Below are 24,865 nucleotides of genomic sequence, written 5' to 3' on the forward strand. Positions count from 1 at the left end.
ATTGATTCCAACTTTTTCTTTTTGTTTTTCCATGCTATAATGAAAGTAGTAATGTTAAATTTAGAGGAAAATCATGAACGAAATTAAATGTCCAAATTGTGGCGAAGTTTTTACAGTTAATGAAAGTCAATATGCAGAACTGATTTCTCAAGTTCGCACTGTAGAGTTTGATAAGGAATTGCATGAACGAATCAAGCAAGAATTGACATTGGTAGAGCAAAAGGCCTTGAATGAACAACAGGCAAAACTCGCTCAAAAGGATCAAGAAATTGCCCAGCTACAAACTCAAATCCAAAATTTCGATACTGAAAAAGAATTGGCTAAGAAGGAAGTAGAGCAAAGTGCTAGCCAAAGTCTGTTAGAAAAAGAAAAAGAGGTCCAAGCTCTTGAGAATCAATTGGCTACCTTGCGCTTAGAGCATGAAAATCAATTACAAAAAACTCTTTCTGATCTTGAAAAAGAACGCGATCAGGTTAAAAATCAGCTCCTTTTACAAGAAAAAGAAAACGAGCTTTCTCTGACTTCTGTAAAACAAAACTATGAAGCCCAACTTAAGGCAGCAAATGAGCAAGTTGAGTTCTACAAGAATTTCAAGGCCCAACAATCAACAAAAGCTATTGGAGAAAGTCTTGAGCAGTATGCAGAGAGTGAGTTCAACAAGGTTCGTAGTTTTGCCTTTCCAAATGCTTATTTTGAAAAGGACAACAAGATTTCAGCTCGTGGTTCTAAAGGGGACTTTATCTTCCGTGATTTTGATGAAAATGGGCTAGAATTCATCTCCATCATGTTTGAGATGAAAAATGAAGCTGACGGGACTGAGAAGAAACATAAGAATGCTGATTTTTACAAGGAGTTGGACAAGGATCGCCGTGAGAAGAACTGTGAGTATGCTGTATTAGTATCGATGTTAGAAGCCGATAATGACTACTTTAACACTGGAATTGTGGATGTTAGTCATGAGTATGAAAAGATGTATGTTGTCCGTCCTCAGTTCTTTATCCAGTTAATTGGTCTCTTACGAAATGCTGCCCTTAATTCCCTAAAATACAAGCAGGAGTTGGCACTTATCCGAGAACAAAACATTGATATTACCCATTTCGAGGAAGATTTGGAAGCTTTCAAGGTAGCCTTTGCTAAAAACTACAATTCAGCTTCTGTAAACTTCGGTAAGGCCATTGATGAAATTGACAAGGCCATTAAGCGTATGGAAGAAGTCAAGAAATTCTTGACTACATCAGAAAATCAACTCCGCCTCGCTAACAACAAGCTAGATGATGTTTCTGTTAAAAAATTGACTCGTAAGAATCCGACCATGAAGGCTAAGTTTGAGGCTTTGAAGAATAAGTAGGTATTTGTGATACATTTAATAATAAGTTTATCTTGTAAATCATGGCTAGTATTTAAAGATTAACAGACTATTTAAAGGGATATATTATGCTCTCAATGCCCAGTTAAAAGGAGATGAAGGTCGTGTGTCAGAACGTACCGCTTTACCGATTGTGAGTGTTGTTCGAGTGAGAGAAGGTGTAGATCCTCTCATGATGATAAATCACTGTCCAGTTAATGAAAAAGCAAAGCCGCAAATGAAACTAGGACCATTTGGATTGGATTATCAATAGGGTTGTAAAACATGGAAATACAATTAAAATTACGTGGAAACTCAGAAGGATTTATCCTTGAGTCAAAATTATCTGATGATGAACATTGGACTGAAAGAATTGAAATCGTTCAAGAAGATGAAGGTTATCGTCTATACGCAAAAGATGTAGAAATTCTAGTCTTGAAAGTATCAGAATTCATTTCTAAGAAGAAAAGAATAGTCGCAAGAGGGTTAAATAAGGATTTGATTTATTATGAAGAAAAAAGATTTGAACATTTATGGGAACAAGCATACTGGCATGGAGTTTTTCAATTCAATTTAAATAACTATGAAATGACGTGTGTAGGTTCAGGTAGTAAAGGAGATATTTCACCTGTCACAAAAGATGGCATTCCGATTGCCGTTTATGCTGCAAGTAACATTGCAATTGCTGGAAAGAGAAACTTTTCTCTCTATACTGAAAATATTGACGAAATTGACAATTTACTGATATTTTACGTAATTGATTATATTAGAGGATATGACTTTTTAGATATTGATTCTTTATCTGCAAGATATCGTTTCTTTTATCAATTCACTGATCGCTCAGCTATAACGCAGGAACATTTAGATATGCTTCCAGAGGAGAGAAGACCTTCTAAGTTAGAGGCGTTTATCATCTATTTTTTATCAGCCTTCCTTGTTGTGGGTGTAAGCTTGGTATCATTACGCCCTTTATTCGCATTTTTAGTAGCAATACTGATACATTTAATTTATACTATCATAAAGAATTGGAGAGATAGAGGTGAATAGTAGATTATTTACCTATTGATTTATTATTGATACTGCATTAAAAGAAATATTAAATAGGTGTCAATAGCCTAATTAAAGGCATGAGAGGATGGTTTAAATGATTATTGAAAGAATCAAAAAATATTTTGACTTTCAAAAAAGTAGAATAAAGGGACCAGTTCCTCTCTGGGGCGTATTAAATGGGATTTTTATTTTATATCCTTTGGCATTTTTGTTTTTTCTTGCAGGAGGGTTAGAGGTTCTAAAAAATGAGGACTTATATCAAGGACTGCTTATTTCAGGGATTGTTGTTTGGGTTTTAAATTTAGTATTTTTACTAGATCTTAAGAGAGGGATTTTAACCAGTTTTGGAACCTATCTCATGTATTTGACTGGTCATGTTTATACTATTATTGGATTTAGTAGTTTGAGTGGGGACCATAACTTTATTGTTCTAAAGTTATCTCTCCCCCTTATCTATGCCATTGTAATTATTATCGTCATGAGCTGTTTGGTTGACTTGGACTCTGAAGAAATTATCCCGGAGAAGGCTGGAAAATTTATGCTTAATTTTGTAGTGGGACCGATAATACTTTTATCTCTTTGCTTTATTTTTCTAGCTATCATTGGATATGATTTTTTAATGGGGTGGGGAGTATCCTTATTGTTAATGATTTTTGGCTCTGCTTTATACCAAACATGGTTTTATATTATCTATGCCTACCAACACCGTTATGATGTTGAGGAAACAAGACCAATCAAGCATATCAAAGTAAAGCCAAATATGATTTTAAATCGAGAATTTGACAGTGATAGATTTAAAAAGTAAAAGTGATTATAGGATGGTTTAAATGAAGAAACGATTTCATAGAACATTTGTAGATATATTAAATAATGCTAAGGGACCTGTTCCGATGTGGGGGACACTAACCCAAGTATTTGTTATATTTCCTTTGATAATGTTCATGTTTTTTATGACAGCAAATAGTTTAGTAAATCAATATGTTTTCAGTTCTATAAATATCATAGCAGTAGTTTTAGAGTTACTTTCTTTTGTAATTATTTTAATGTCAAAGTTACAAAGTAATTTTGCAACGGGACTAATTACCTATATTATGGGTGTTGTTACATATATAACTGGTCCCTTTGCTGTAATAGGACTAGGTGGAGGAAAACAATTCCTTTTATTTCACTTATTTGCAATATTTTTATATCCAATAATAATTTTTCTTCTTATGCTATTATTAGGTGGTGTTGATGGTCAGCAAGTGCTGAAAGAAAAAGTTATTAGTGTAATTTTTGGTATCCCAGGAGCTATTGTTGTAATTTCAGTGATCTTACTTATTTTAATAGGGAACCCTGCTGCTTCTTGGTTATTATTTGGATTACAATTGCTATTTTCACCATTCCTATTTCTTTCGTGGGGGTATATACTTTATCCATTAAGACATAGGTCAAATGTATAAAGTTTTAAGGAGTCAATAGCCTGATTAAAGGCATGAGAGGATGGTTTAAATGATACTGGAACGAATCAAAAAAACTTTTGAATTTCAACGGAGCAAAATAAAAGGCCCTGTTCCACTTTGGGGGGTGTTAAATGGGATTTTTATTTTATATCCTATATCCTTTTTGGCGTTTTTTGCAGGAGGATTAGAGGTACTCAACAATCCCTCTTTGTATCAAGGATTGATTATTACAGGAATTGTTGTTTGGGTTTTAAATCTAGTATTTTTACTGGATCTTAAGCGAGGGATATTAACCAGTTTTGGAACCTATCTCATGTATCTGACTGGTCATATTTATATCATTATTGGTTTTGGTGCTATGAGTGGGGACCATAACTTTATTGGTCTAAAGCTATCCCTCCCTCTTATTCAATCCATTATTGTTATAGTCGTCATGAGCTGCTTGGTCAATTTGGACTCTGAAGAAATTATCTCGCAGAAAGCCAGCAAATTTATGCTTAACTTTGTATTCGCTCCTCCACTTATTTTATCGTGTGTCTGTATATTTTTAGCGATAATTGGATATGAATATTTTTGGGGATGGGGTGTATCCTTATTTTCGATGACCTTTGGACATTTGTTTTATGCTACGTGGTTTATAATTATCTATGCCTACCAACATCGTCATGATATTGAGGAAACAAGACCAATCAAGCATATAGAAGTGTCTTCGGATTTGATTCAAAATAAAGAATTTGATAAAAATAGATTTAAAAAGGAAAAGTGATTATAGGATGGTTTAAATGATACTGGAAAGAATCAAAAAATTTTTTGAGTTTCAAAGGAGGAGTGTCCATGGACCAGTTCCACTTTGGGGCGTATTAAATGGGATTTTTATTTTATATCCTATAGCCTTTTTTATGTTTATGGCAGGAGGGCTAGAGGTTCTAAAAAATGAGGACTTATATCAAGGGCTGCTTATTACAGGGATTGTTGTTTGGGTTTTAAATCTGGTATTTTTACTGGATCTTAGACGAGGAATTTTAACTAGTTTTGGAACCTATCTCATGTATTTGATTGGACATGTTTTGGCTATTATTAGCTTTAGTGCTATGAGCGGTGACTATAGTTTTATTGGTTTGAAAATTTTCCTCCCCCTTATTTTTGCTATTATCGTTGTTATTGTTGGGACCTGTCTAGTCAACCTAGATTCTGAAGAAATTTTATCAGATAAGGCTGTCAAAAATATCTATAATTTTTTATTTGGACCTCCTGTAATTTTATCTCTCTGCTTTATTTTTTTAGCGATAATTGGATATGAATATTTTTGGGGATGGGGAGTATCTTTATTATTCATGATTATGGGGCCTTATTTATACCGAACTTGGTTTTATATTATCTATGCCTACCAACATCGTCATGATATTGAGGAAACAAGACCAATCAAGCATATAGAAGTGTCTTCGGATTTGATTCAAAATAAAGAATTTGATAAAAATAGATTTAAAAAGGAAAAGAAACATGATTAAAGAAATCCAAATTCATATGGAACATTTGATGACAGACCAGGTCCAGATTCAAGCGGACGAACTATTGGAGTTGTTTGTCCACACAGAACTCTTACCCTATACCAATGGCATCTATAAAGATGGTCCGACCATTTTTGAAATGACTCCAACTCAATTTGACGAAGAAGAACAGGATGTTACCCTTTATATACCGGTCATTTCAGAAACAAACTCAACGAGCCAACTAAGGTACCAAGCTAGTTTAAGTATTGAGGGTATCAGCAAACGTGTGCCATTTGAAGATGGTTTGGACCAGTCCATCTACGAGATGAAGGATTACATCAGAGAGCACGGTTGGGAGTTGCAAGATAAGTTGTATCTGGTCTTGATTCCAGTTTATGATGATTTGTTTGTAGATTTGATTATCCCAGTGGAGAAGTAAAATGGCAGAAATTACATATGGTATGAATCAATCATTAATGATGAGTAATGTCTTAAGTGTCGATTACAACATTACTGGTGATGAAATTGCAGTAGCCTTTCAAGATATGGTTCAAACAGCCGTAGCGGCTGGGTATACCCCAAAAAGCAATCCCTTTTACTCATGTCCTCATATCGGAGAGTTGGATGATGGGACATACAACATCACAGTCTATCTTCCTGTCCATGAGGATTATTTAGGAGAGAATGAATTACTGGAAGGGACTGCTTATAACAGTTATTTTTTAGTTCCTAGAATGGTAGGAGCTAGAGTTACTGGGGAGGAAGCAGTCAACTTTGATAAGGCTATATACGGTTTGACCAATTTATTGATTGATAATGACTTAGAAGAATCTACACCGGTATTTTATATTTCTAGCAAGATAAATGATGTTTTATATACAGATATCATGGTAGGGGTTCGAGATAAAATGAATTGAGTTTTGATAAATAAAATTCGCTTACATGAGAAATATAAAAAAACAGAAATATAGTTAAAGCATTTAATGAAGCTTATTTCATTTTCAGTTTTGCTTATACTATTATTCATTATTTTGGTTTTTACTGGTATTTTAAAGAAATAATAATTACTTATTTACCACATGATGAGAAAGGAAATCAGAAAGCAAACATGAACGGTATTATCAACTTAAAAAAAGAAGCAGGGATGACCTCGCATGATGCGGTTTTTAAGCTACGTAAGATTTTAGGAACAAAAAAAATCGGTCATGGTGGGACCTTGGATCCGGATGTAGTGGGCGTTTTACCCATTGCTGTGGGAAAGGCGACTCGCATGGTAGAGTTCATGCAGGATGAGGGCAAGGTCTATGAGGGGGAAATCACTCTTGGATATTCAACAACAACCGAGGACGCTAGTGGGGAAGTAGTTGCAGAGACTCCTGTTTTAAATCCACTGGATGAAAAACTTGTCGATGAGGCGATTGCGAGTTTGACAGGTCCTATCACTCAAATCCCACCAATGTACTCAGCTGTCAAGGTCAATGGTCGCAAGCTCTATGAGTATGCGCGTGCTGGTCAGGAAGTGGAACGTCCTGAACGTCAGGTGACGATTTATAGTTTTGAAAGAACGAGTCCGATTTCTTATGATGGGCATCTTGCACGATTTTCTTTTCGTGTCAAATGCAGTAAGGGAACTTATATCCGTACCTTGTCTGTTGATCTTGGAGAGAAACTTGGTTATGCTGCCCATATGTCTCACTTAACACGGACCAGTGCTGCAGGTTTGCAACTGGAGGACGCCTTGACTTTAGAAGAAATTACTGCAAAAGTAGAGTCTGGTGAATTGGACTTTCTTCATCCTCTAGAGATTGGGACCGGTGACCTTGTCAAAGTTTTTCTTACACCTGAACAGGCAGAAGAGGTGCGTTATGGGCGTTTCATTGAGTTAGAGCAAACAGAAAAACAATTGGCTGCGTTTGAAGGCGAGAAGCTTTTAGCTATTTTAGAAAAGCGTGAAAATCTTTATAAACCTAGAAAGGTTTTCTATTAAGCATTTGGCTAACCGATGATTTATATCTACTAGTCGAAAGATGGGATTTTCTCATCTTTTTAAAATATCGCAAATAACTGGTTTTAAAATTTTATATCTTAAAAAACCATTGAAAATACAGTGTTATTTGACAGTTTCAATTACTTATGATAAGATTTAATTTAAGAAATGCTAGAGAAAAATAGAGGATATTATGAGTATTGAAATGACTGTCAGTGAGATTGCTGAGGTCTTGGGACTATCCCGACAAGCAATCAATAATCGTGTCAAAGAATTACCGGAAGAAGATATTACAAAAAACGACAAGGGTGTTACTGTTGTTACTCGTAGTGGATTGATCAAACTTGAAGAAATCTACAAAAAGACTATCTTTGAAGATGAACCAGTTAGTGATGAAGTTAAGCAGCGAGAACTCATGGAGATTCTTGTTGATGAAAAGAATGCTGAAATCATCCGTCTTTATGAGCAATTAAAAGCTAAAGATAAACAACTGGCTGAAAAAGATGAACAGATGCGTGTTAAAGACCGCCAAATCGCTGAAAAAGATAAGCAATTGGATCAACAACAACAGTTGACTCTTCAAGCAATGAAGGATCAAGAAACTCTTCAGTTGGAGTTGGATCAAGCTAAGCAAGAAGTACAAGCATCGAAGAAAGGCTTCTTTGCTCGCTTATTTGGAAAATAAGAAAAAACTGCTTGGTTTCTATAAATAGACCAGGTGGTTTCTTTTTACAAACTAATTAGGTACGATAAGATGGAAACAGTAAGAGATTATATCTCATTTGATTTAGAATTTAACAAACACCAGGATAAGACTCATTTGATTCAAGTATCAGCGGTACATTTTAAAGACGGTGAAGAAGTAGGAGCGTTTGACTCTTATGTCTACACTGATGTTCCTTTGAAAAGTTTTATCAATGGTTTGACTGGTATTACTTCGGAGACTCTCAAAGATGCTCCAAAGGTAGAAGAAGTTCTCCAAAAGTTTCAAGATTTCGTTGGTAACTTGCCCCTTGTTGGATACAATGCTGCAAAGAGTGATTTACCGATTTTACTAGAACATGGGTTTGACTATCGTGATCAATATAAAGTCGATCTTTATGATGAAGCTTTTGAACGTCGTAGTTCTGATCTACACGGAATCGCTAATCTAAAATTGCAAACTGTGGCTAGCTTTCTAGGATTTAAAGGGCAATCTCATAATAGTTTAGAGGATGCTCGTATGACTGCTCGAGTGTATGAAGCTTTTCTGGAGTCAGATGAGAATAGACTGTTACTCGACTCTCAGAGTAGTCTCAGTTCTAATCCATTTGGTGCCTTAGATCTATCACAGCTTTTTGATTAGGAGTTTTTATGAAACCTGAAAAACCGAAAAAATTGGGTTTTAAAAAGATTTACCTAAATCTAGATAAAATCCTCTTTCTATTCTTTCTAATCTTTATGTTGGTTGACTATATCTGGTTGCCATTAAACTCAGTGATAGCTGGATTTTTACTAAGTCAGACTGGATATTTGTTTATTTCCTACAACAATATTTTTGAGATAATAAAAAATGCTCCCATTGTCAGTCTTGGCTTTGTAATCTTAATAGCCATCAATCTGCTGGTAGCCTATTTTCAACTTAGTATTCTCTTTATTGGAGCTCGCCACCTCCTATATCACGAAAAAAGAACTCTTATAGAATACAGTCGAAAAGTATTTCGTGAAAGCCTTGCTTTTATGAAGAAAATGACTATTTCAAAAGCTTTGTTTATCTTTTTATTTGTAGCAATGCTATTTCCTTTTATCAGAAAGATATTTAAGATTTATTATTTCAATAAAATCGTGATTCCGGAGTTTATTCAAACCTACATGGAAGATAAGTACTGGATGTGGTGGGTAGCTATTATTATTTTATCACTCTTATTCTTCTATGTTTCTGTTCGCTTGATATTCACTCTGCCTAAGGTCTTTTATGAAAAGATGACGGTCAAGGAAGCGATCATTTATAGTTTGGATAAAACTAGAGATTATTTTTGGTTTTATGCCTGGCATTTATTCTTAATTATTGTAAAAACCAATCTATTCTTCTATCTTCCTCTCATCCCAATATTATCTACTCAGTATATAGTGGATAGCCTTACTCAGAGAGAGTCTCTGTTCCTTGCTATTTTGAATTTTGTTCTGATCAAGAATTTCCACTACATGGCATTAACCTATTTCCTTGTGAAATTTACGTCCTTCTTAACAGGAGAAGAACTTGATATTATGCCAAGACGCGAGAAGGACCATATCATGAGGTGGGGTGTCATGGTGTGTGCATGTATCTTCTTTGCGATTGAAGGCTATAATTATCTAGAAGCTCCTGTAGTCAATCCACCACTTGTGATTTCACACCGTGGTGTATCAAATGGCAATGGTGTACAAAATACCATTCAATCCCTAGAAAAAACATCTCAATTAAAACCAGATTTAATCGAGATGGATATCCAGGAAACAAAGGATGGACAATTTGTCATGATGCATGATGCTAATCTTAGAGGATTAGCTGGTATCAATAAAACACCACAAGATTTGACCTTAGAAGAGTTAAAGCAGATTGACATTCATGAGAATGGTTATGAAACAAAGATATCGAGTTTTGATGATTACCTGAATCGTGCAAATGAATTGCATCAGAAACTACTTATTGAAATCAAGACTAGCCACAAAGATAGTCCGCAAATGATGGATCATTTTCTCGAAAAGTATGCTGCAAAAATTAAGGTTTATGGTCATCAAATGCAATCCTTGGATTACCATGTTGTTGAGAAAGTAACTCAGTATGATAAGAATATTCCAATCTATTTTATCCTTCCCTACAATTCTGTCTTTCCGAGAACGAATGCAACAGGTTATACAATGGAGTACTCTACACTGGATGAATATTTTGTAACTAAACTTTGGAATACTGAGCAGAAGCTCTATGTATGGACAATCAATGGTTCAGAGTCATTCGATAAATCTTTCCGTCTAGGTGTCAACGGTATGATAACAGATGACTTGGAAAGAATCAAAGATGAACTAGAAACAGATCAGGAAGATCCTGAGTATACAGACTTGTTGTTAAAGAAAGCAACTGAATTCTTTGCTTTCTAAACAAAAAGAGGCTGATAACCAGCCTCTTTTTATATGATATTAAAAAGGTAATTTACCTGCAAATGCACCAAGTTTCTTTTTGGTAGTTTCGTCAATTTGCTCAAGTGCAGCATTGAGTGCTTGGATAGTCATATCAGATAGTGTCTCAATATCTTCTGGATCTACGACTGCTGGATCAAAATCAATCTTAACGACTTTTTTATCCCCTGTTAAGGTTGCAGTTACTAGATTTTGAGCAGAAGTGCCAATAAATTCAGTAGCAGCAAGCTCAGCTTGACTTTGCTCCATTTGTTTTTGAAGTTTTTGAGCTTGACGCATCATGTTTTGCATATTCATCATAGTGGTATATAGCTTCCTTTTCTATTATTTTCCCTATTATTTTAACAATTTTAACCAGAAAAGTCTATTTTTAATTTTAGTTCTCTTTTTCTATCTAAATTCATTTTAAGCTTTCTTTAAGTTTTCTATACTATTCTAAAGAACTCTATATTAATCGAGAGCTAGAAATGTCAGATTAGAACTCAATTTTGCCAAAAACGTGCTTTTGATACTAGTTTCTAGCTATAGGGACCTAGTATTTTTTTAAGATAGTGCTAGTTTATGATATAATAGAAAAGAATGAGTTTTTAAAACAAACTAAAGGAGTATCAATATGATTTATGCTGGAATTTTAGCAGGTGGAACCGGCACGCGCATGGGAATTAGTAACTTACCAAAACAATTTCTTGAGTTGGGAGACCGCCCAATCCTAATCCATACAATTGAAAAATTTGTCTTAGAGCCAACTATTGAAAAGATTGTAGTTGGAGTTCACGGAGACTGGGTGACACACGCAGAAGATTTAGTTGAAAAATTCCTTCCACTCCACAAGGAACGTATCATCATTACGAAAGGCGGTGCGGATCGTAATTCTAGTATTGAAAAGATTATTGAAGCCATCGATGCTTACCGTCCACTAACAGAAGATGATATCGTAGTAACACATGATTCGGTTCGTCCCTTTATCACACTTCGTATGATTCAAGACAATATCGCTCTTGCTCAAAAACATGATGCTGTTGACACTGTGGTTGAAGCAGTGGATACCATTGTTGAAAGTACAAACGGTCAGTTTATCACAGATATTCCAAATCGCGCTCATCTTTATCAAGGACAAACTCCCCAAACATTCCGTTGTAAAGACTTTATTGACTTGTATGGTTCTTTATCAGCAGAAGAAAAAGAAATTTTAACTGATGCATGTAAAATCTTTGTCATTAAGGGTAAAGATGTAGCCTTAGCTAAGGGTGAATACTCAAATCTAAAAATCACAACAGTTACAGACTTGAAGATTGCTAAAAGCATGATTGAGAAAGACTAAAAACATGATTAATCAAATTTATCAACTGACAAAACCAAAGTTTATTAATATTAAATATCAGGAAGAAGAAATTGATCAAGAGAATCATATTCTCATCCGACCAAACTATATGGCTGTTTGTCATGCGGATCAGCGCTACTATCAAGGAAAACGTGATCCAAAGATTTTAGCGAAAAAGCTACCAATGGCCATGATTCACGAATCCTGTGGTACTGTCATCTCTGATCCGACAGGTACTTACAAGGTTGGTCAAAAAGTCGTTATGATTCCTAATCAACCTCCAATGCAGAGTGACGAGGAGTTCTATGAAAACTACATGACAGGTACCTACTTCTTGTCAAGTGGTTATGATGGATTCATGCGTGAGTTTGTTTCTCTTCCAAAGGATCGTGTAGTAGCTTACGAGGACATCGAAGATACAGTAGCTGCCATTACTGAATTTGTTAGTGTGGGGATGCACGCTATGAATCGTTTCTCGACAGTTTCTCACAGCAGACGTCAGCGTATTGCAGTTATTGGAGATGGTAGTCTAGCCTTTGTCATGGCGAATATTATCAACTATACCTTGCCTGAAGCTGAGATTATTGTTATCGGTCGTCACTGGGAAAAGTTAGAACTCTTCTCATTTGCAAAAGAGCTCTACATTACGGATAGCATTCCAGAAGATCTTAGTTTTGACCATGGTTTCGAATGCTGTGGTGGTGATGGATGCGGACCTGCTATTAATGACTTGATTCGTTACATCAAACCCCAGGGAACTCTATTAATGATGGGTGTTAGTGAGTATAAGGTAAATATAAATACCCGTGATGCCCTCGAAAAAGGTTTGTTACTTGTAGGTTCTTCTCGTTCTGGGCGAATTGACTTTGAAAAGGCAATTCAAATGATGGAAGTCAAGAAATTTGCCAATCGTTTGAAGAATATCATTTATCTAGAGGAACCTGTAAGAGAAATTAAAGATATTCACCGAGTATTTGCAACTGACTTAAATACTGCTTTTAAAACAGTCTTTAAGTGGGAAGTCTAATGGAGGATAATTGTGGAAAAAATCATTAAGGAAAAACTTACCTCTTTACTATCAACTGATGAGGATATTCTAAGTGTTGAGCAATTAGGTGGGATGACCAATCAAAACTACTTGGTCAAAACATCTTCAAATCAGTATATTGTTAAGTTTTTTGGAAAAGGTACAGATAAATTAATCGACCGTCAGAACGAAAAATTCAATCTTGAATTGTTGAAGGATTTGAAATTAGATGTAGAAAATTATCTTTTCGATATTGAAGCAGGTATCAAGGTCAATCAATATATTGAAAATGCAGAGACACTTGATTCAACTACCATTAAAACTAAATTTGAGAAGATAGCTCCAATTTTACAAACGATCCATGCTTCGGGTAAAGAATTAAAAGGAGAGTTTGCTCCTTTTGAGGAAATTAAAAAATATGAATCATTGATTCAAGGGGAGATTTTCTATCCGAACTATGAAGTTGTCAGAAAATCTGTATTTTCTCTGAAAGAAGAGCTTGAACAAATTGGAATGGATAAGAAATCGTGTCATATTGATTTGGTCCCTGAAAACTTTATTGAAGGATCAGATGGACATCTTTATCTCATTGATTGGGAATATTCATCTATGAATGATCCTATGTGGGATTTGGCAGCCCTCTTCCTAGAATCTGAATTTACAAGTGCAGAGGAAGAAGACTTCCTAAGTCATTATGAGAGTGATAAGACTCCCGTTTCTAGAGAGAAAATTCGTATCTACAAAATATTGCAAGATATTATTTGGAGTCTTTGGACTATCTACAAAGAAGAAAATGGTGCAGATTTCGGAGATTATGGGATCTCTCGTTACAATAGAGCTGTGAAGGAATTGGATTATATGGGAGGTTCTAATGAAGGCTAAAAATGGAGTTTCTTTTGGGCTACTATCAGGTGTGTTCTGGGGATTAGGATTAACTATTAGTGCTTATATCTTTTCAATATTCACGGATTTATCGCCCTTTGTAGTAGCAGCAGCACACGATTTCCTAAGTATTTTTATCTTGCTAGGATATCTTCTAGTTAAGGAAGGCAGAGTTCGTTTTTCAATCTTCTTGAACATTCGAAATGTCAGTGTTATCATCGGAGCTTTACTAGCCGGTCCGATTGGTATGCAGGCCAATCTCTATGCGGTTAAGTATATTGGAAGTTCATTAGCTTCGTCAGTCTCAGCTATTTATCCGGCAGTCTCAGTCTTGCTTGCCTTCTTCTTTTTGAAGCACAAGATTTCCAAAAATACAATTTTTGGTATCTTTCTAATTATTGCTGGGATTATTGCTCAGACCTATAAAGCAGAGCAGGTTAATTCTTTCTACATAGGTATTCTATGTGCTTTGATTTGTGCTTTTGCTTGGGGAAGTGAAAGTGTTCTGAGCTCCTTTGCTATGGAAAGTGACCTCAGCGAAATTGAAGCTCTCTTGATTCGTCAAGTTACATCCTTCTTGTCTTATCTTGTTATTGTGCTTTTCTCGCATCACTCATTTGCAGAAGTGGCAAATGGCCAATTGTTTGGTCTATTAATTGTCTTTGCAGCATTTAATATGATTTCTTATCTTGCCTACTATATGGCTATCAATCGATTGCAACCAGCAAAAGCAACTGGTTTAAATGTCAGTTATGTAGTTTGGACTGTCCTGTTTGCAGCGATGTTCTTGGGGACACCTCTGACTGTCTTGACCATTATAACTTCATTTGTTGTAATGGCTGGTGTTTATATTATCATTAAAGAATAAAGGAGAAAACGCGTGAAAGCGATCATCTTAGCAGCGGGATTGGGAACTCGTTTACGTCCTATGACAGAAAATACTCCCAAAGCCTTGGTTAAAGTCAATCAAAAACCTTTGGTTGAATATCAAATTGAATATTTAAAAGAACGAGGAATTGATGACATTATCATCGTCGTAGGTTATTTGAAAGAACAGTTCGACTATCTCAAAGAGAAATACGGTGTGCGTTTAGTTTTCAACGATAAGTATGCGGATTACAATAACTTTTACTCTCTTTACTTGGTAAAAGAAGAGTTGGCTAACAGCTACGTTATTGATGCTGATAATTATCTTTTCAAGAATATGTTCCGCAATGATATCGAGCGTTCAACATATTTTAGTGTTTATCGTGAGGATTGTGACAATGAGTGGTTCCTAGTTTATGGTGATGACTTCAAAGTTCAAGATATCATCGTCGATAGTAAAAACGGACGTATCTTGAGTGGGGTATCGTTCTGGGATGCTCCAACAGCTGAAAAAATTGTTGGATTTATCGATGAGGCTTATGCAAGCGGCGAGTTTGTAGACCTTTACTGGGACAACATGGTTAAAGATAATATCAAAGAACTAGATGTTTACGTAGAGGAGTTAGAAGAAAATTCTATCTACGAAATTGACAGTGTTAAAGATTATCAAAAACTAGAAAAAATTCTTTCTTCACAAAAATAAGCAACTTTTATGAACTGATACCTTACCTATTTTTACTTGACTTTTCATGTTTGATACAGTATACTAGTGAAAATTTAACCTTTAAGGGAAGTCCAGAGAGACTCACAAGGTGTCAGAGAAAAGAAGCTACAATGGGAACAAGTAAGCAAGTGCTTATTTGCTACTTTTGTGTAAATATCTTAACTGAAACCTTGCAATAGCAAGGTTTTTCTTTATCTGATCCCGTTAAAATTTAAGGAGGAAAAGTTATGAATCCAAATTGTAGAAAACGCATGGGTGCTATTCGCTTGGAAACTATGAAAGTTGTTGTCCAAGATGAGATTGCACCAGCAATCTATGAGCTAGTATTAGAAGGAGAAATGGTAGAAGCTATGAGAGCTGGACAATTTCTTCATTTACGAGTTCCTGATGATGCTCATCTCTTGCGTCGTCCAATTTCAATCTCATCTATTGATAAGTTTAAGAAACAATGCCATCTTATTTATCGAATCGAAGGTTCTGGTACAGCAATCTTTTCAACCTTAAAAGCAGGTGATAGCCTGGATGTCATGGGACCTCAAGGAAATGGTTTTGATTTATCAGAATTAGACCAGCGTAGTCGTGTTCTCCTAGTTGGTGGCGGAATTGGAGTTCCGCCCTTACTTGAAGTTGCTAAGCAATTACATGAGTGCGAGGTGGAAATTACTACTGTACTAGGATTTGCTACTAAAGATGCCGTCATTTTGGAAGATGAATTAGCCAGATACAGCAAAGTCTTTGTGACGACTGATGATGGCTCCTATGGGATCAAGGGGAATGTCTCAGTTGTGATTAAGGAATTAGACACTGAATTTGACGCCATATACTCTTGTGGGGCACCTGGTATGATGAAATATATCAATCAAACCTTTTACGACCACCCAAGAGCTTATCTATCTTTAGAATCGCGTATGGCCTGCGGCATGGGGGCTTGCTATGCTTGTGTCCTAAAAGTTCCAGATAGTGAAACAGTTAGTCAACGTGTCTGTGAAGATGGGCCTGTATTTAAAACAGGGACAGTTGTTTTATAAGGAGAGTGTCATGACTACAAATCGATTACAAGTTTCTCTGCCAGGCTTAGAGTTAAAGAATCCTATCATTCCCGCATCAGGTTGTTTTGGTTTTGGTCAAGAGTATGCTAAATACTATGATTTAGATCTATTAGGTTCTATCATGATAAAGGCTACTACGCTTGAACCACGATTTGGTAATCCAACACCTCGAGTGGCAGAAACACCTGCTGGTATGCTCAATGCCATTGGTTTGCAGAATCCTGGTTTAGATGTCGTTCTCTCTGAGAAATTACCTTGGCTTGAAAGAGAATACCCAAATCTCCCTATTATCGCCAATGTTGCTGGATTTTCAAAACAGGAGTATGCAGCCGTTTCTTATGGAATTTCAAAGGCAACTAATGTAAAAGCCATCGAGCTCAATATCTCATGTCCTAATGTCGATCATGGAAATCATGGACTTTTAATTGGACAGGACCCTGAGTTGGCTTATGATGTGGTTAAAGCAGCTGTAGAAGCATCAGATGTTCCAGTCTACGTTAAACTAACTCCAAGTGTGACTGATATCGTAGCCATAGCAAAGGCAGCAGAAGATGCTGGTGCTAGCGGTCTTACCATGATCAATACTCTTGTCGGTATGCGTTTTGACCTCAAAACTAGAAAGCCAATCATTGCAAATGGGACAGGGGGCATGTCTGGACCAGCAGTCTTTCCAGTAGCTCTCAAATTGATCCGTCAAGTAGCCCAATCTACCAATCTACCAATCATTGGTATGGGAGGAGTTGATTCAGCTGAAGCTGCTATAGAAATGTACTTAGCTGGTGCGTCAGCTATTGGTGTTGGAACAGCAAACTTTACGAATCCATATGCTTGTCCAGATATTATCGAAAACCTGCCAAAAGTTATGGACAAATATAACATCGAAAGTCTGGAACAACTTAGGAAAGAAGTGAAGAGTAGCTTATAGTCTTTTTAAATTCGTAATGTTTTGAATGCATTCTTCTTTTTGGTATAATATGACTATGATTGTAACAATACCTATAAAAACTGAAAAAGACATTGCAACACCAGGACCGACTGTCCTAGTATTAGGATATTTTGATGGTATCCACCTAGGGCATCAAAAACTATTTAGTATAGCTGGTGAAATAGCTGCAAAGAAAAGATTAAGCGTTGCTTTAATTACCTTTCATGAATCACCGAAGTTAACCTTAAAATCCTATTCACCAGAAAATTTACTTCATATCCTGAATGCAGAAGAACGTGAACGTAAGTTTAAACGAGCTGGTGTTGAAAATCTTTATCTGATGGATTTCTCAAGCCGTATTGCTAATATGACAGCGCAAGAGTTCGTAGATACCTTTGTCAAGGAAGTTAAAGCTGATACCATTGTAGTTGGATTTGACTATAGCTTAGGTTCTGATCGAAAATCAGCGGAAGATTTAAAAGAAATCTTTGATGGAGAAGTAGTTGTAGTACCACCTGTAGAAGATGAAAAAGGAAAGATTAGCTCTACTCGTATTCGTCAAGCCATTCTGGAAGGGGATGTAAAAGAAGCAGGTCAATTATTAGGAAGCCCTCTTCCGACAAGAGGAATTGTGGTACACGGTAATGCTCGTGGACGTACAATTGGATATCCTACTGCTAATCTAGTGCTTTTGGATCGTACTTATATGCCAGCAGATGGTGTCTATACTGTTGATATTGAAATAAAACGAAAACTGTATCGTGGAATGGCCAGTGTCGGAAAGAACGTGACCTTCGATGGAGAAGAAGAGCGTTTTGAAGTCAATATCTTTGATTTTGATGAAGACATTTATGGAGAGACTGTGACCGTCTATTGGTTAGATCGTATCCGAGATATGGTAAAATTTGACAGTGTTGAACAACTGGTCAAACAACTTGAAGAAGATGAACAAGCTGCAAGAAAATAAAAGTATTAAAAAGTTCGAATAATAGTTCGAGATTTTTATTTCTTCTTTAGAACTTTTAAAAATTATGCTATCTTCAATGAATCACCACTAATATTGAAAAATAAGTTTTAGTTTGATATAATTTAATTATCAAACTAAAGGAGTCTATAATGTTCAAGGAAAAACGAAACAAGGGATTCATCTCAGGTCTTGTTCTCTCATTATTTCTTTTTGCTATAGCTATTGTGATGGGATTTCTATAGAATTTGCATAAAAATCCGACAACTGCTTTTGCGACAAATAATGAATCCGGTAAACAAGTAAAAATGACTATCTATGACATTTACCCAGAAGTTATTGGTGATGTTGATGGTGGAAGCGTTGTTTATCTCGTTCAATATAGTCAAGAAGGAGAAGGTAAGTATGCAGTAGTTGAGGCTAAAGAAAATGATGCTGAGATAAAAAAATTAATAGATCAAGCAACAGCTGAAACTTTAGCTGAAAATCCAGGTACTTTGACTGGTACACAGTTACAACCCCTTAACACAAAAGCTAATACTTCAAGAAATAACAGAATTGTTGACTTAACTGGATTCTTAAGATCAATTCTAGAACCTAGTTCTACAGTTTATCAAAACATGAATACAAATGTTTATCTCAGTTTAACTGAACATTCACGAGATGGTTGGACATATGTTATAGGTGCTGTTGTTTTTGGCGGTATGGGAGTTTTTACATTAGTTGGTGCCTTCATTTTGCGAAAAAAATCAATTGCTTCATATGAGGAATTGTATCAGTCATATCCAGAATTGCAAGGAAATCTTGATAGTATTGCGGAAGAATCTGATTACTACGATCAGGATTTAAAAGTTATTCTATACAAAAACCATCTTATTACTTACTTTAAAGGGACACAAGCCGTTGATTTAAGAGAAATACAACAGATTTATCTAATTGAACAACGCTATCATCGTTATGGAGTTACAAACAAAGTATATCAATTGTGTTGCATTAACAAGAACAGTGGAAAGAAACAAAATTTGATTATTAAAACTACTAAGACAGTACAAGAACAATTGGAAGAATTCTGGAATATAATTTCTGAAAAATTTCCAGATATTTTCTTAGGAATCTAAAAAAAGCATCGTTAAAGCGGTGCTTTTTTATCAGTAAAATTTTGGGAAAAAGTAAATTTCTAGCTTGACATCTTAATTTTTAAGGAGTAGAATGTTTACTAGTTAATTAAATGGTTAAACACTAGTTAAGGAGTTGTGATGAAAAAAAGAAGTATCCTTTGGCTTATGCTGGCCTTCTTTACTCTCGTTTTAGGAGCTTGTGGACAAAAGGACAATCAAGAAAGCAAGGAAGACAAGGGAATGAAAATAGTGACCAGTTTTTATCCAGTCTACGCCATGGTTAAAGAGGTTTCTGGTGATTTAAACGATGTTCGGATGATTCAGTCGAGTTCCGGTATTCATTCCTACGAGCCTTCTGCAAATGATATTGCAGCTATTTATGATGCTGATGTCTTTATTTATCATTCACATACCTTGGAGTCGTGGGCAGGAAGTCTAGATCCTAGCCTACAGAATTCCAAAGTAAGAGTCATAGAAGCTTCAGATGGAATGACTTTGGAGCGAGTTCCCGGCTTAGAAGATATGGATGCCGGGAAAGGGATTGACGAGAAGACCTTGTATGATCCTCATACATGGCTTGATCCTGAAAAGGTTGCTGAAGAAGCACAGATTATTGCTGACAAGCTATCGGAACTAGATAGTGCTAATAAGGCTATTTATCAGAAAAACGCACAAAGTTTTAGTGATAAAGCTCATGAACTTACTAAGAAGTATCAACCAATCTTTGAAAAATCAAGTCAGAAGACATTTGTAACGCAACATACGGCCTTTTCTTATTTGTCCAAACGGTTTGGTCTAAATCAACTAGGGATTGCTGGTATTTCACCTGACCAAGAACCAAGTCCAAGACAATTGACTGAAATTCAAGAATTTGTAAAGACTTATAAAGTCAAAACTATTTTTACTGAAAGCAATGTTTCTTCTAAAGTTGCTGACACACTTGTAAAATCAACAGGTGTGAGTCTTAAAACTTTAAATCCTTTAGAGGCTGATCCACAAAATGACAAGTCTTACTTGGAGAATCTTGAAGAAAATATGGCTATCTTAGCACAAGAATTGAAATGAGGAGTTTATGAAAATTAATAAAAAATATTTAGCAGGATCCGCAGTGGTTCTTGCCTTAAGTGTCTGCGCTTACGCTTTAAATCAACATCAAGCGCCTGAGAACAAAGAAAATAACCGTGTATCCTATGTTGATGGGAAAAACAATGAGTCTAAAAAGAACGAAAATTTGACTCCTGATCAAGTTAGCAAGAAGGAAGGAATAGAAGCTGAGCAGATTGTTACTAAGATTACGGACCAAGGATATGTGACTTCACACGGCGACCATTTTCATTTTTACAATGGTAAGGTACCATATGATGCCATCTTTAGCGAAGAGTTAGTCATGAAAGATCCAAACTATCAGTTGAAAGATGAAGATATTATCAATGAGATTAAGGGTGGCTACATTATCAAGGTGGATGGGAAGTACTATGTCTACTTAAAAGATGCTAGTCATGCAGATAATATTCGTAGCAAAGAGCAAATTGAGCGCCAAAAACAAGAACATACTTCAGATCAAAGTAGTGTAAGCACAGAAGTTCTTGCTGCTAGAGCACAAGGTCGATACACAACCGACGATGGGTATGTCTTTAATCCTGCGGATATCATAGAGGATACAGGTGATGCATTTATCGTTCCTCACGGAGGTCATTATCATTACATTCCTAAGAGTGATCTGTCAGCGGGTGAATTAGCTGCCGCAAAGGCTTATTTATCTGGCAATAGTTCAGCTCTCAGTCAACCCTTGTCACTGACACCGAATAATGGTGTTTCTGCAGCAGATGATGATTATATCTTTAACCCTAATGATATTGTCAGAGATACTGGCGATGCTTATATCGTACGACATGGGGACCACTATCACTATATCCCTAAATCATCTCTTAACAATCATCAAGCACAATCTAACACTCCAAACTTAGAAAGTCCTTCTAATTCTACACCAAATAATCCGTTACCACATGTTCACCATGAAGAAGAGGAACACGATCATGGTTTTGATGCAAATAGAATTATAAGTGAAGATTCAGAAGGTTTTGTCATGAGTCATGGTGATCACAATCATTACTTCTTTAAGAAAGATTTGACACCTGAGCAAATCAAGGCAGCACAAGATCATTTGAAAGCTAAGTCACCAGTGACACCAAGTCCAAGTCATGAGGACCATGATGAAGATGAGCATGACCACCATCATGGTGAAGACCATGATCACGGCTTTGATGCGGATAGAGTCATCAGCGAAGATGCAGCTGGCTTTATCATGAGTCATGGAGATCACAATCATTACTTCTTTAAAAAAGATTTATCAGCAGAGCAGATTAAGGCTGCACAAGACCATCTTCATGGCCATCAGCAGACAGAACTTGTTAAACCACTTGCCAAGACGGTTGAAAGTTTCTCTCGAGATGCCAGCGATGAAGAAAAAATAGCTTATATTTCTAAAACATATGGCGTTCCTCTTGAGGCTATCAGAATTTCAAATGGATTCTTTGTATTTGGAAATCCAGACCAGGCTTATGACCCAACTCACATTCACCCTTATGCGGTTCGAAAGGAACACGTTCGAATTCCGCTTCAAACAGGTGATGCAGAGCTTGATTTTCTAAACGAACTCTATACAACTGCACTTCGTGACGGTGTCTCTCCTTATAGCCTACAGGTTGAAAATGGTAGCTTCGTCATACCTCATGGTGACCATAATCACTACATTAAAGTTCAGACTAAAGGTTATGAAGTTGCTTTAAAACATAAGATTCCTACTTTGCAATCTAACTACCAACCAGGAGCTTTTGATGAAGCGACTGTTCAAAATAAGGTTGATCAACTTCTAGCAGAAAGTCGTGAAGTCTATAAAGATAAACCAATTCTTCAAAGACAGATTGAACTTGCTTTGGGACAATTTTCTGAGAATATGAAGAAGCTATCAACCAACTCTACTGCAGGTTATTTGGCGGCTTTGGATTTGTTTGATAAGCAGTATATTCACATTGACTCAAGTGTCAAACCAACAGAAATCAGTCCTTTAGACAAGAAATATCAAGCTTTAGTAGATAAGATTAATACCTTAGACACAGATGCTTATGGACTTCCTAAGAAGGATTTATTGACTCAGCTCCAAGAAAATAAACTTGCCCAAGATGAAGCAGGTTTAGATGCAGTTGAAGCTAAGTTACAAGCCTTGCAAGATTTTAATGACCGTACTGGTGTTACGACAGTCGAATACATCAAGTATTTCTACCAACATCTATCTGACGGTCGCTTAAATGACACTCTTAGAAATAAAGTTGCCAACTTAACTTGGACTCTTTATCAGTCACAATCCTTCCTTAAGGCGACTGACTTGAACAAACTATTCCCAGAAATCTATCAAACAAAACTGGAAGTTGAAGAAGCTCTGAAGAATGAACCTGTTACAAGTAAGCCTTCTGAAACGATTTTAGATACTGAAAAAGTTGATGGTCATAGTGCTAAGACAGCAGTCTATGAGTTCTTGAAAGGTTTGTATGATGATATTAAGCCTGAGGAACAAAGCAATCATGTTCGAAAAGCTCAAGTAGAAGGACTCTTAACGAAAGCTGATGAATTAGTGGCTCAAGTCAAAGAAGAAGGTGTAAAAGCTTCACTCGCTGACGAAGTGAAAAATCTCAAGGTAGCATTGGAGAAAGAAGACGCGGACCTTGATGAACTAAACACACAAGTTCAAGATCTTATAAAACGTATTTCACAAACCATTCAGACTGAACGTGAGAATGCTAATCAAGACCCAGAGGTTTTAGTTCTCTATCAAAAATTATATAACGGAGTCCTTGCCCTTCATACTTATTTGGAAATGAATAATGGTTCTGATACGGACTTTGAAAAAGTGGATGCCTTGTTCGATAAATTGTCAGCTGCAAGTAAAGACAAACAAGCTCTTCTAGCTCTTGCGCAAGAAATTGTATCATTAAACCAAGAACTTCAATCCAAAGCTAAGCCGGATGGAGCAAGTTCTGAAACAACAAGCAATCAAGCAAGCGACAAACAGACTGAATCAAGCAATCCAACGACTAGTTCTCCAGAAACAAGTGAGAAAGAAGTCAACTAAAAAAGAAGTAGCTTTGCTACTTCTTTTTTAGTCTTTGTAAGATACAATGCCAATGATTGTATCAACTGCACGTTCCATTGTTTGAAGGCTGACATATTCAAAACGGCCATGCATATTTTCACCACCAGCAAAGATATTTGGCGTTGGAATTCCCATAAAGGAAATCTTTGATCCGTCAGTTCCACCACGAATAGGCTCGATAATTGGTGTAATATCAAGACTTTCCATAACCGCTTTGGCAATGGTTACTGGTGTCATATCCTTTTCAATGACTTCCTTCATGTTGTAGTATTGGTCGGTAAGAGTTAAGGTAACACGATCACTTCCAAGTTCTTGGTTCATCTTATCTGCGATTACTTGCATAGCAGCTTTTCGTGCTTCAAAGGCATCCTTTTCAAAGTCACGAATGATATAGCTAGTACGCGCTTCCTCAACATTACCAGTTATATCCATGAGATGGTAGAAACCTTGGTAACCATCAGTCAATTCAGGTCGGTCACCAGCTGGAAGTTGGTTATGGAAGTCAATTGCCAACTGAAGGGCGTTAACCATTTGTCCTTTAGCCGTTCCTGGGTGAACATTACGACCTTGGAAATGGAGTTCAGCACCCGCAGCAGAGAAGGTTTCGTACTGAAGTTCACCTAGAGGTCCACCGTCAACTGTATAAGCAAAGTCGACATTGAAGTCTTCTGCATCAAATTTATTGGCACCAACACCAATCTCTTCATCAGGTCCAAAGCCGACACGGATTTCGCAGTGTTTAATCTCAGGATGAGCAGTTAAGTATTCGATAGCTGTCATGATTTCGGCGATACCTGATTTATCATCGGCACCGAGAAGAGTAGTTCCATCAGTAGTAATCAATGTTTGTCCAGGATATTTCTCTAAGCTCTTGAAATCGGCAGGATCTAGCTTGAAACCAGAATTCCCGAGCTCGATAACTCCCCCGTCGTAGTTTTCAACTACTTGTGGATTGACACCTTCAGCGTTAAAATCAGCAGTATCCATGTGGGAGATAAAACCGATCTTTCGAGTTAAACTTGGATCGTTAGCTGGAAGCGTACCGATAGCGAAACCGTTTGGCAAATAATAGACATTTTGCAAACCGACACGCTTCATCTCCGGGATGAGAACATTAGTGGCAAAGTCTACTTGACTTTGAGTACTTGGTGTAGTAGTTGAATTTTCATCAGAACGTGTATTGACTTTGACATAAGTCAAAAAACGTTCCAACAATGTTGGATATTTCATCGTAACTCCTTTTTTCCTTCTTTTAAAACCATTGTATCATAGAAAGAAGAGAAAAACAAAAGTCGGAAGGGCGATAAAATCTTTATGTTAGCGTTTACTTATGGCTTCTTTAGTGATACAATAAGAAAGATAAAAATA

Annotated in this window: 25 protein-coding genes and 1 pseudogene; 24 read left to right on the forward strand and 2 right to left on the reverse strand. The window is 36.4% G+C overall.

The window, feature by feature from the left end; translation table 11 throughout:
* The first annotated feature begins 73 nt into the window (after window positions 1–73).
* From TZ94_RS08380 to TZ94_RS08435, 13 genes are all read left to right on the forward strand, one after another.
* Window positions 74–1,348 carry a DUF2130 domain-containing protein gene (locus TZ94_RS08380; RefSeq protein ID WP_045615895.1) on the forward strand — a complete coding sequence of 425 codons (1,275 nt, stop codon included), beginning with the start codon at window positions 74–76 and terminating at the stop codon, window positions 1,346–1,348.
* 124 nt (window positions 1,349–1,472) lie between these two features.
* Window positions 1,473–1,619, forward strand: a complete 147-nt coding sequence (locus tag TZ94_RS09975; protein WP_142321378.1) for a DUF4176 domain-containing protein — start codon at window positions 1,473–1,475, stop codon at window positions 1,617–1,619.
* An 11-nt stretch (window positions 1,620–1,630) separates the two neighbouring features.
* Window positions 1,631–2,392 (forward strand): hypothetical protein, encoded by a 762-nt coding sequence (locus TZ94_RS08385; RefSeq protein WP_045615896.1) that lies wholly within the window; start codon window positions 1,631–1,633, stop codon window positions 2,390–2,392.
* Window positions 2,393–2,489: 97 nt separating this feature from the next.
* Window positions 2,490–3,200, forward strand: a complete 711-nt coding sequence (locus tag TZ94_RS08390) for a membrane protein (protein WP_045615897.1) — start codon at window positions 2,490–2,492, stop codon at window positions 3,198–3,200.
* A gap of 22 nt (window positions 3,201–3,222) precedes the next feature.
* The gene (locus TZ94_RS08395) at window positions 3,223–3,837 is read left to right on the forward strand and encodes a hypothetical protein (RefSeq protein WP_045615898.1); all 615 of its coding nucleotides are present in this window, start codon (window positions 3,223–3,225) and stop codon (window positions 3,835–3,837) included.
* A gap of 49 nt (window positions 3,838–3,886) precedes the next feature.
* On the forward strand, window positions 3,887–4,603 hold the full coding sequence (locus TZ94_RS08400) for an oligosaccharide translocation protein RFT1 (RefSeq protein ID WP_045615899.1): 717 nt from the start codon (window positions 3,887–3,889) through the stop codon (window positions 4,601–4,603).
* Window positions 4,604–4,619: 16 nt separating this feature from the next.
* Window positions 4,620–5,345, forward strand: a complete 726-nt coding sequence (locus tag TZ94_RS08405; protein ID WP_045615900.1) for a hypothetical protein — start codon at window positions 4,620–4,622, stop codon at window positions 5,343–5,345.
* Window positions 5,338–5,766, forward strand: coding sequence for a hypothetical protein (locus tag TZ94_RS08410; RefSeq protein WP_045615901.1), 429 nt, complete (start codon window positions 5,338–5,340; stop codon window positions 5,764–5,766). Before TZ94_RS08405 ends, TZ94_RS08410 begins: the two co-directional genes overlap by 8 nt.
* Window positions 5,767–5,788: 22 nt before the next feature.
* Window positions 5,789–6,244, forward strand: coding sequence for a DUF5085 family protein (locus TZ94_RS08415; RefSeq protein ID WP_241767293.1), 456 nt, complete (start codon window positions 5,789–5,791; stop codon window positions 6,242–6,244).
* A 191-nt stretch (window positions 6,245–6,435) separates the two neighbouring features.
* Entirely contained in the window at window positions 6,436–7,314 is an 879-nt protein-coding gene (gene truB / locus TZ94_RS08420) for a tRNA pseudouridine(55) synthase TruB (RefSeq protein ID WP_045615904.1), read from the forward strand.
* A gap of 193 nt (window positions 7,315–7,507) precedes the next feature.
* Complete coding sequence (locus TZ94_RS08425) at window positions 7,508–7,999, forward strand: DUF536 domain-containing protein (protein WP_004252719.1); 492 nt, start codon at window positions 7,508–7,510, stop codon at window positions 7,997–7,999.
* 69 nt (window positions 8,000–8,068) lie between these two features.
* A complete protein-coding gene (locus TZ94_RS08430) occupies window positions 8,069–8,659 on the forward strand; it encodes a 3'-5' exonuclease (RefSeq protein WP_045615905.1) in 591 nt (196 codons plus the stop codon).
* Window positions 8,660–8,667: 8 nt separating this feature from the next.
* On the forward strand, window positions 8,668–10,431 hold the full coding sequence (locus TZ94_RS08435; protein WP_045615906.1) for a glycerophosphoryl diester phosphodiesterase membrane domain-containing protein: 1,764 nt from the start codon (window positions 8,668–8,670) through the stop codon (window positions 10,429–10,431).
* Between the two features lie 39 nt (window positions 10,432–10,470).
* Here TZ94_RS08435 and TZ94_RS08440 read toward each other — a convergent pair whose 3' ends face one another.
* Window positions 10,471–10,770 (reverse strand): YbaB/EbfC family nucleoid-associated protein, encoded by a 300-nt coding sequence (locus tag TZ94_RS08440; RefSeq protein WP_045615907.1) that lies wholly within the window; start codon window positions 10,768–10,770, stop codon window positions 10,471–10,473.
* A gap of 313 nt (window positions 10,771–11,083) precedes the next feature.
* Between TZ94_RS08440 and TZ94_RS08445 the strand changes: the two genes are divergently transcribed.
* The 11 genes and pseudogenes from TZ94_RS08445 to TZ94_RS08495 all read left to right on the forward strand — a co-directional run.
* Complete coding sequence (locus tag TZ94_RS08445; RefSeq protein WP_045615908.1) at window positions 11,084–11,791, forward strand: IspD/TarI family cytidylyltransferase; 708 nt, start codon at window positions 11,084–11,086, stop codon at window positions 11,789–11,791.
* 4 nt (window positions 11,792–11,795) lie between these two features.
* On the forward strand, window positions 11,796–12,818 hold the full coding sequence (locus tag TZ94_RS08450) for a ribitol-5-phosphate dehydrogenase (protein WP_045615910.1): 1,023 nt from the start codon (window positions 11,796–11,798) through the stop codon (window positions 12,816–12,818).
* Between the two features lie 12 nt (window positions 12,819–12,830).
* Window positions 12,831–13,700: a phosphotransferase family protein gene (locus TZ94_RS08455; RefSeq protein WP_045615912.1), complete on the forward strand. Its 870-nt coding sequence runs from the start codon at window positions 12,831–12,833 to the stop codon at window positions 13,698–13,700.
* On the forward strand, window positions 13,690–14,568 hold the full coding sequence (locus tag TZ94_RS08460) for a DMT family transporter (RefSeq protein WP_045615914.1): 879 nt from the start codon (window positions 13,690–13,692) through the stop codon (window positions 14,566–14,568). Before TZ94_RS08455 ends, TZ94_RS08460 begins: the two co-directional genes overlap by 11 nt.
* 12 nt (window positions 14,569–14,580) lie before the next feature.
* On the forward strand, window positions 14,581–15,270 hold the full coding sequence (locus tag TZ94_RS08465; protein ID WP_045615916.1) for a CTP--phosphocholine cytidylyltransferase: 690 nt from the start codon (window positions 14,581–14,583) through the stop codon (window positions 15,268–15,270).
* Window positions 15,271–15,518: 248 nt separating this feature from the next.
* A complete protein-coding gene (locus TZ94_RS08470) occupies window positions 15,519–16,319 on the forward strand; it encodes a dihydroorotate dehydrogenase electron transfer subunit (protein WP_045615918.1) in 801 nt (266 codons plus the stop codon).
* Window positions 16,282–17,265, forward strand: a complete 984-nt coding sequence (locus TZ94_RS08475; RefSeq protein ID WP_071788266.1) for a dihydroorotate dehydrogenase — start codon at window positions 16,282–16,284, stop codon at window positions 17,263–17,265. Before TZ94_RS08470 ends, TZ94_RS08475 begins: the two co-directional genes overlap by 38 nt.
* Window positions 17,266–17,320: 55 nt before the next feature.
* Window positions 17,321–18,232 (forward strand): bifunctional riboflavin kinase/FAD synthetase, encoded by a 912-nt coding sequence (locus TZ94_RS08480; protein ID WP_045616180.1) that lies wholly within the window; start codon window positions 17,321–17,323, stop codon window positions 18,230–18,232.
* 305 nt (window positions 18,233–18,537) lie between these two features.
* Window positions 18,538–19,347 (forward strand): hypothetical protein, encoded by an 810-nt coding sequence (locus tag TZ94_RS08485; protein WP_241767294.1) that lies wholly within the window; start codon window positions 18,538–18,540, stop codon window positions 19,345–19,347.
* A 138-nt stretch (window positions 19,348–19,485) separates the two neighbouring features.
* Window positions 19,486–20,412: a metal ABC transporter solute-binding protein, Zn/Mn family gene (locus TZ94_RS08490; RefSeq protein WP_045615921.1), complete on the forward strand. Its 927-nt coding sequence runs from the start codon at window positions 19,486–19,488 to the stop codon at window positions 20,410–20,412.
* Between the two features lie 7 nt (window positions 20,413–20,419).
* Window positions 20,420–23,446: pseudogene (locus TZ94_RS08495) on the forward strand (pneumococcal-type histidine triad protein); the annotation flags it as partial.
* A 57-nt stretch (window positions 23,447–23,503) separates the two neighbouring features.
* Here TZ94_RS08495 and pepT read toward each other — a convergent pair.
* Window positions 23,504–24,727: a peptidase T gene (gene pepT, locus TZ94_RS08500; RefSeq protein WP_045615923.1), complete on the reverse strand. Its 1,224-nt coding sequence runs from the start codon at window positions 24,725–24,727 to the stop codon at window positions 23,504–23,506.
* Window positions 24,728–24,865: the final 138 nt, after the last annotated feature.

Source organism: Streptococcus infantis (assembly GCF_000960085.1).
Taxonomy (GTDB): Bacteria; Bacillota; Bacilli; order Lactobacillales; family Streptococcaceae; genus Streptococcus; species Streptococcus infantis_C.

Bases quoted from the DNA above. Each gene is read 5' to 3' on its own strand.
- TZ94_RS08380 (WP_045615895.1), top strand. From the start codon at position 74: ATGAACGAAATTAAATGTCCAAATTGTGGCGAAGTTTTTACAGTTAAT.
- TZ94_RS08385 (WP_045615896.1), top strand. From the start codon at position 1,631: ATGGAAATACAATTAAAATTACGTGGAAACTCAGAAGGATTTATCCTT.
- TZ94_RS08390 (WP_045615897.1), top strand. From the start codon at position 2,490: ATGATTATTGAAAGAATCAAAAAATATTTTGACTTTCAAAAAAGTAGA.
- TZ94_RS08395 (WP_045615898.1), top strand. From the start codon at position 3,223: ATGAAGAAACGATTTCATAGAACATTTGTAGATATATTAAATAATGCT.
- TZ94_RS08400 (WP_045615899.1), top strand. From the start codon at position 3,887: ATGATACTGGAACGAATCAAAAAAACTTTTGAATTTCAACGGAGCAAA.
- TZ94_RS08405 (WP_045615900.1), top strand. From the start codon at position 4,620: ATGATACTGGAAAGAATCAAAAAATTTTTTGAGTTTCAAAGGAGGAGT.
- TZ94_RS08410 (WP_045615901.1), top strand. From the start codon at position 5,338: ATGATTAAAGAAATCCAAATTCATATGGAACATTTGATGACAGACCAG.
- TZ94_RS08415 (WP_241767293.1), top strand. From the start codon at position 5,789: ATGAATCAATCATTAATGATGAGTAATGTCTTAAGTGTCGATTACAAC.
- truB (WP_045615904.1), top strand. From the start codon at position 6,436: ATGAACGGTATTATCAACTTAAAAAAAGAAGCAGGGATGACCTCGCAT.
- TZ94_RS08425 (WP_004252719.1), top strand. From the start codon at position 7,508: ATGAGTATTGAAATGACTGTCAGTGAGATTGCTGAGGTCTTGGGACTA.
- TZ94_RS08430 (WP_045615905.1), top strand. From the start codon at position 8,069: ATGGAAACAGTAAGAGATTATATCTCATTTGATTTAGAATTTAACAAA.
- TZ94_RS08435 (WP_045615906.1), top strand. From the start codon at position 8,668: ATGAAACCTGAAAAACCGAAAAAATTGGGTTTTAAAAAGATTTACCTA.
- TZ94_RS08440 (WP_045615907.1), bottom strand. From the start codon at position 10,770: ATGATGAATATGCAAAACATGATGCGTCAAGCTCAAAAACTTCAAAAA.
- TZ94_RS08445 (WP_045615908.1), top strand. From the start codon at position 11,084: ATGATTTATGCTGGAATTTTAGCAGGTGGAACCGGCACGCGCATGGGA.
- TZ94_RS08450 (WP_045615910.1), top strand. From the start codon at position 11,796: ATGATTAATCAAATTTATCAACTGACAAAACCAAAGTTTATTAATATT.
- TZ94_RS08460 (WP_045615914.1), top strand. From the start codon at position 13,690: ATGAAGGCTAAAAATGGAGTTTCTTTTGGGCTACTATCAGGTGTGTTC.
- TZ94_RS08470 (WP_045615918.1), top strand. From the start codon at position 15,519: ATGAATCCAAATTGTAGAAAACGCATGGGTGCTATTCGCTTGGAAACT.
- TZ94_RS08475 (WP_071788266.1), top strand. From the start codon at position 16,282: ATGGGCCTGTATTTAAAACAGGGACAGTTGTTTTATAAGGAGAGTGTC.
- TZ94_RS08480 (WP_045616180.1), top strand. From the start codon at position 17,321: ATGATTGTAACAATACCTATAAAAACTGAAAAAGACATTGCAACACCA.
- TZ94_RS08485 (WP_241767294.1), top strand. From the start codon at position 18,538: ATGACTATCTATGACATTTACCCAGAAGTTATTGGTGATGTTGATGGT.
- TZ94_RS08490 (WP_045615921.1), top strand. From the start codon at position 19,486: ATGAAAAAAAGAAGTATCCTTTGGCTTATGCTGGCCTTCTTTACTCTC.
- pepT (WP_045615923.1), bottom strand. From the start codon at position 24,727: ATGAAATATCCAACATTGTTGGAACGTTTTTTGACTTATGTCAAAGTC.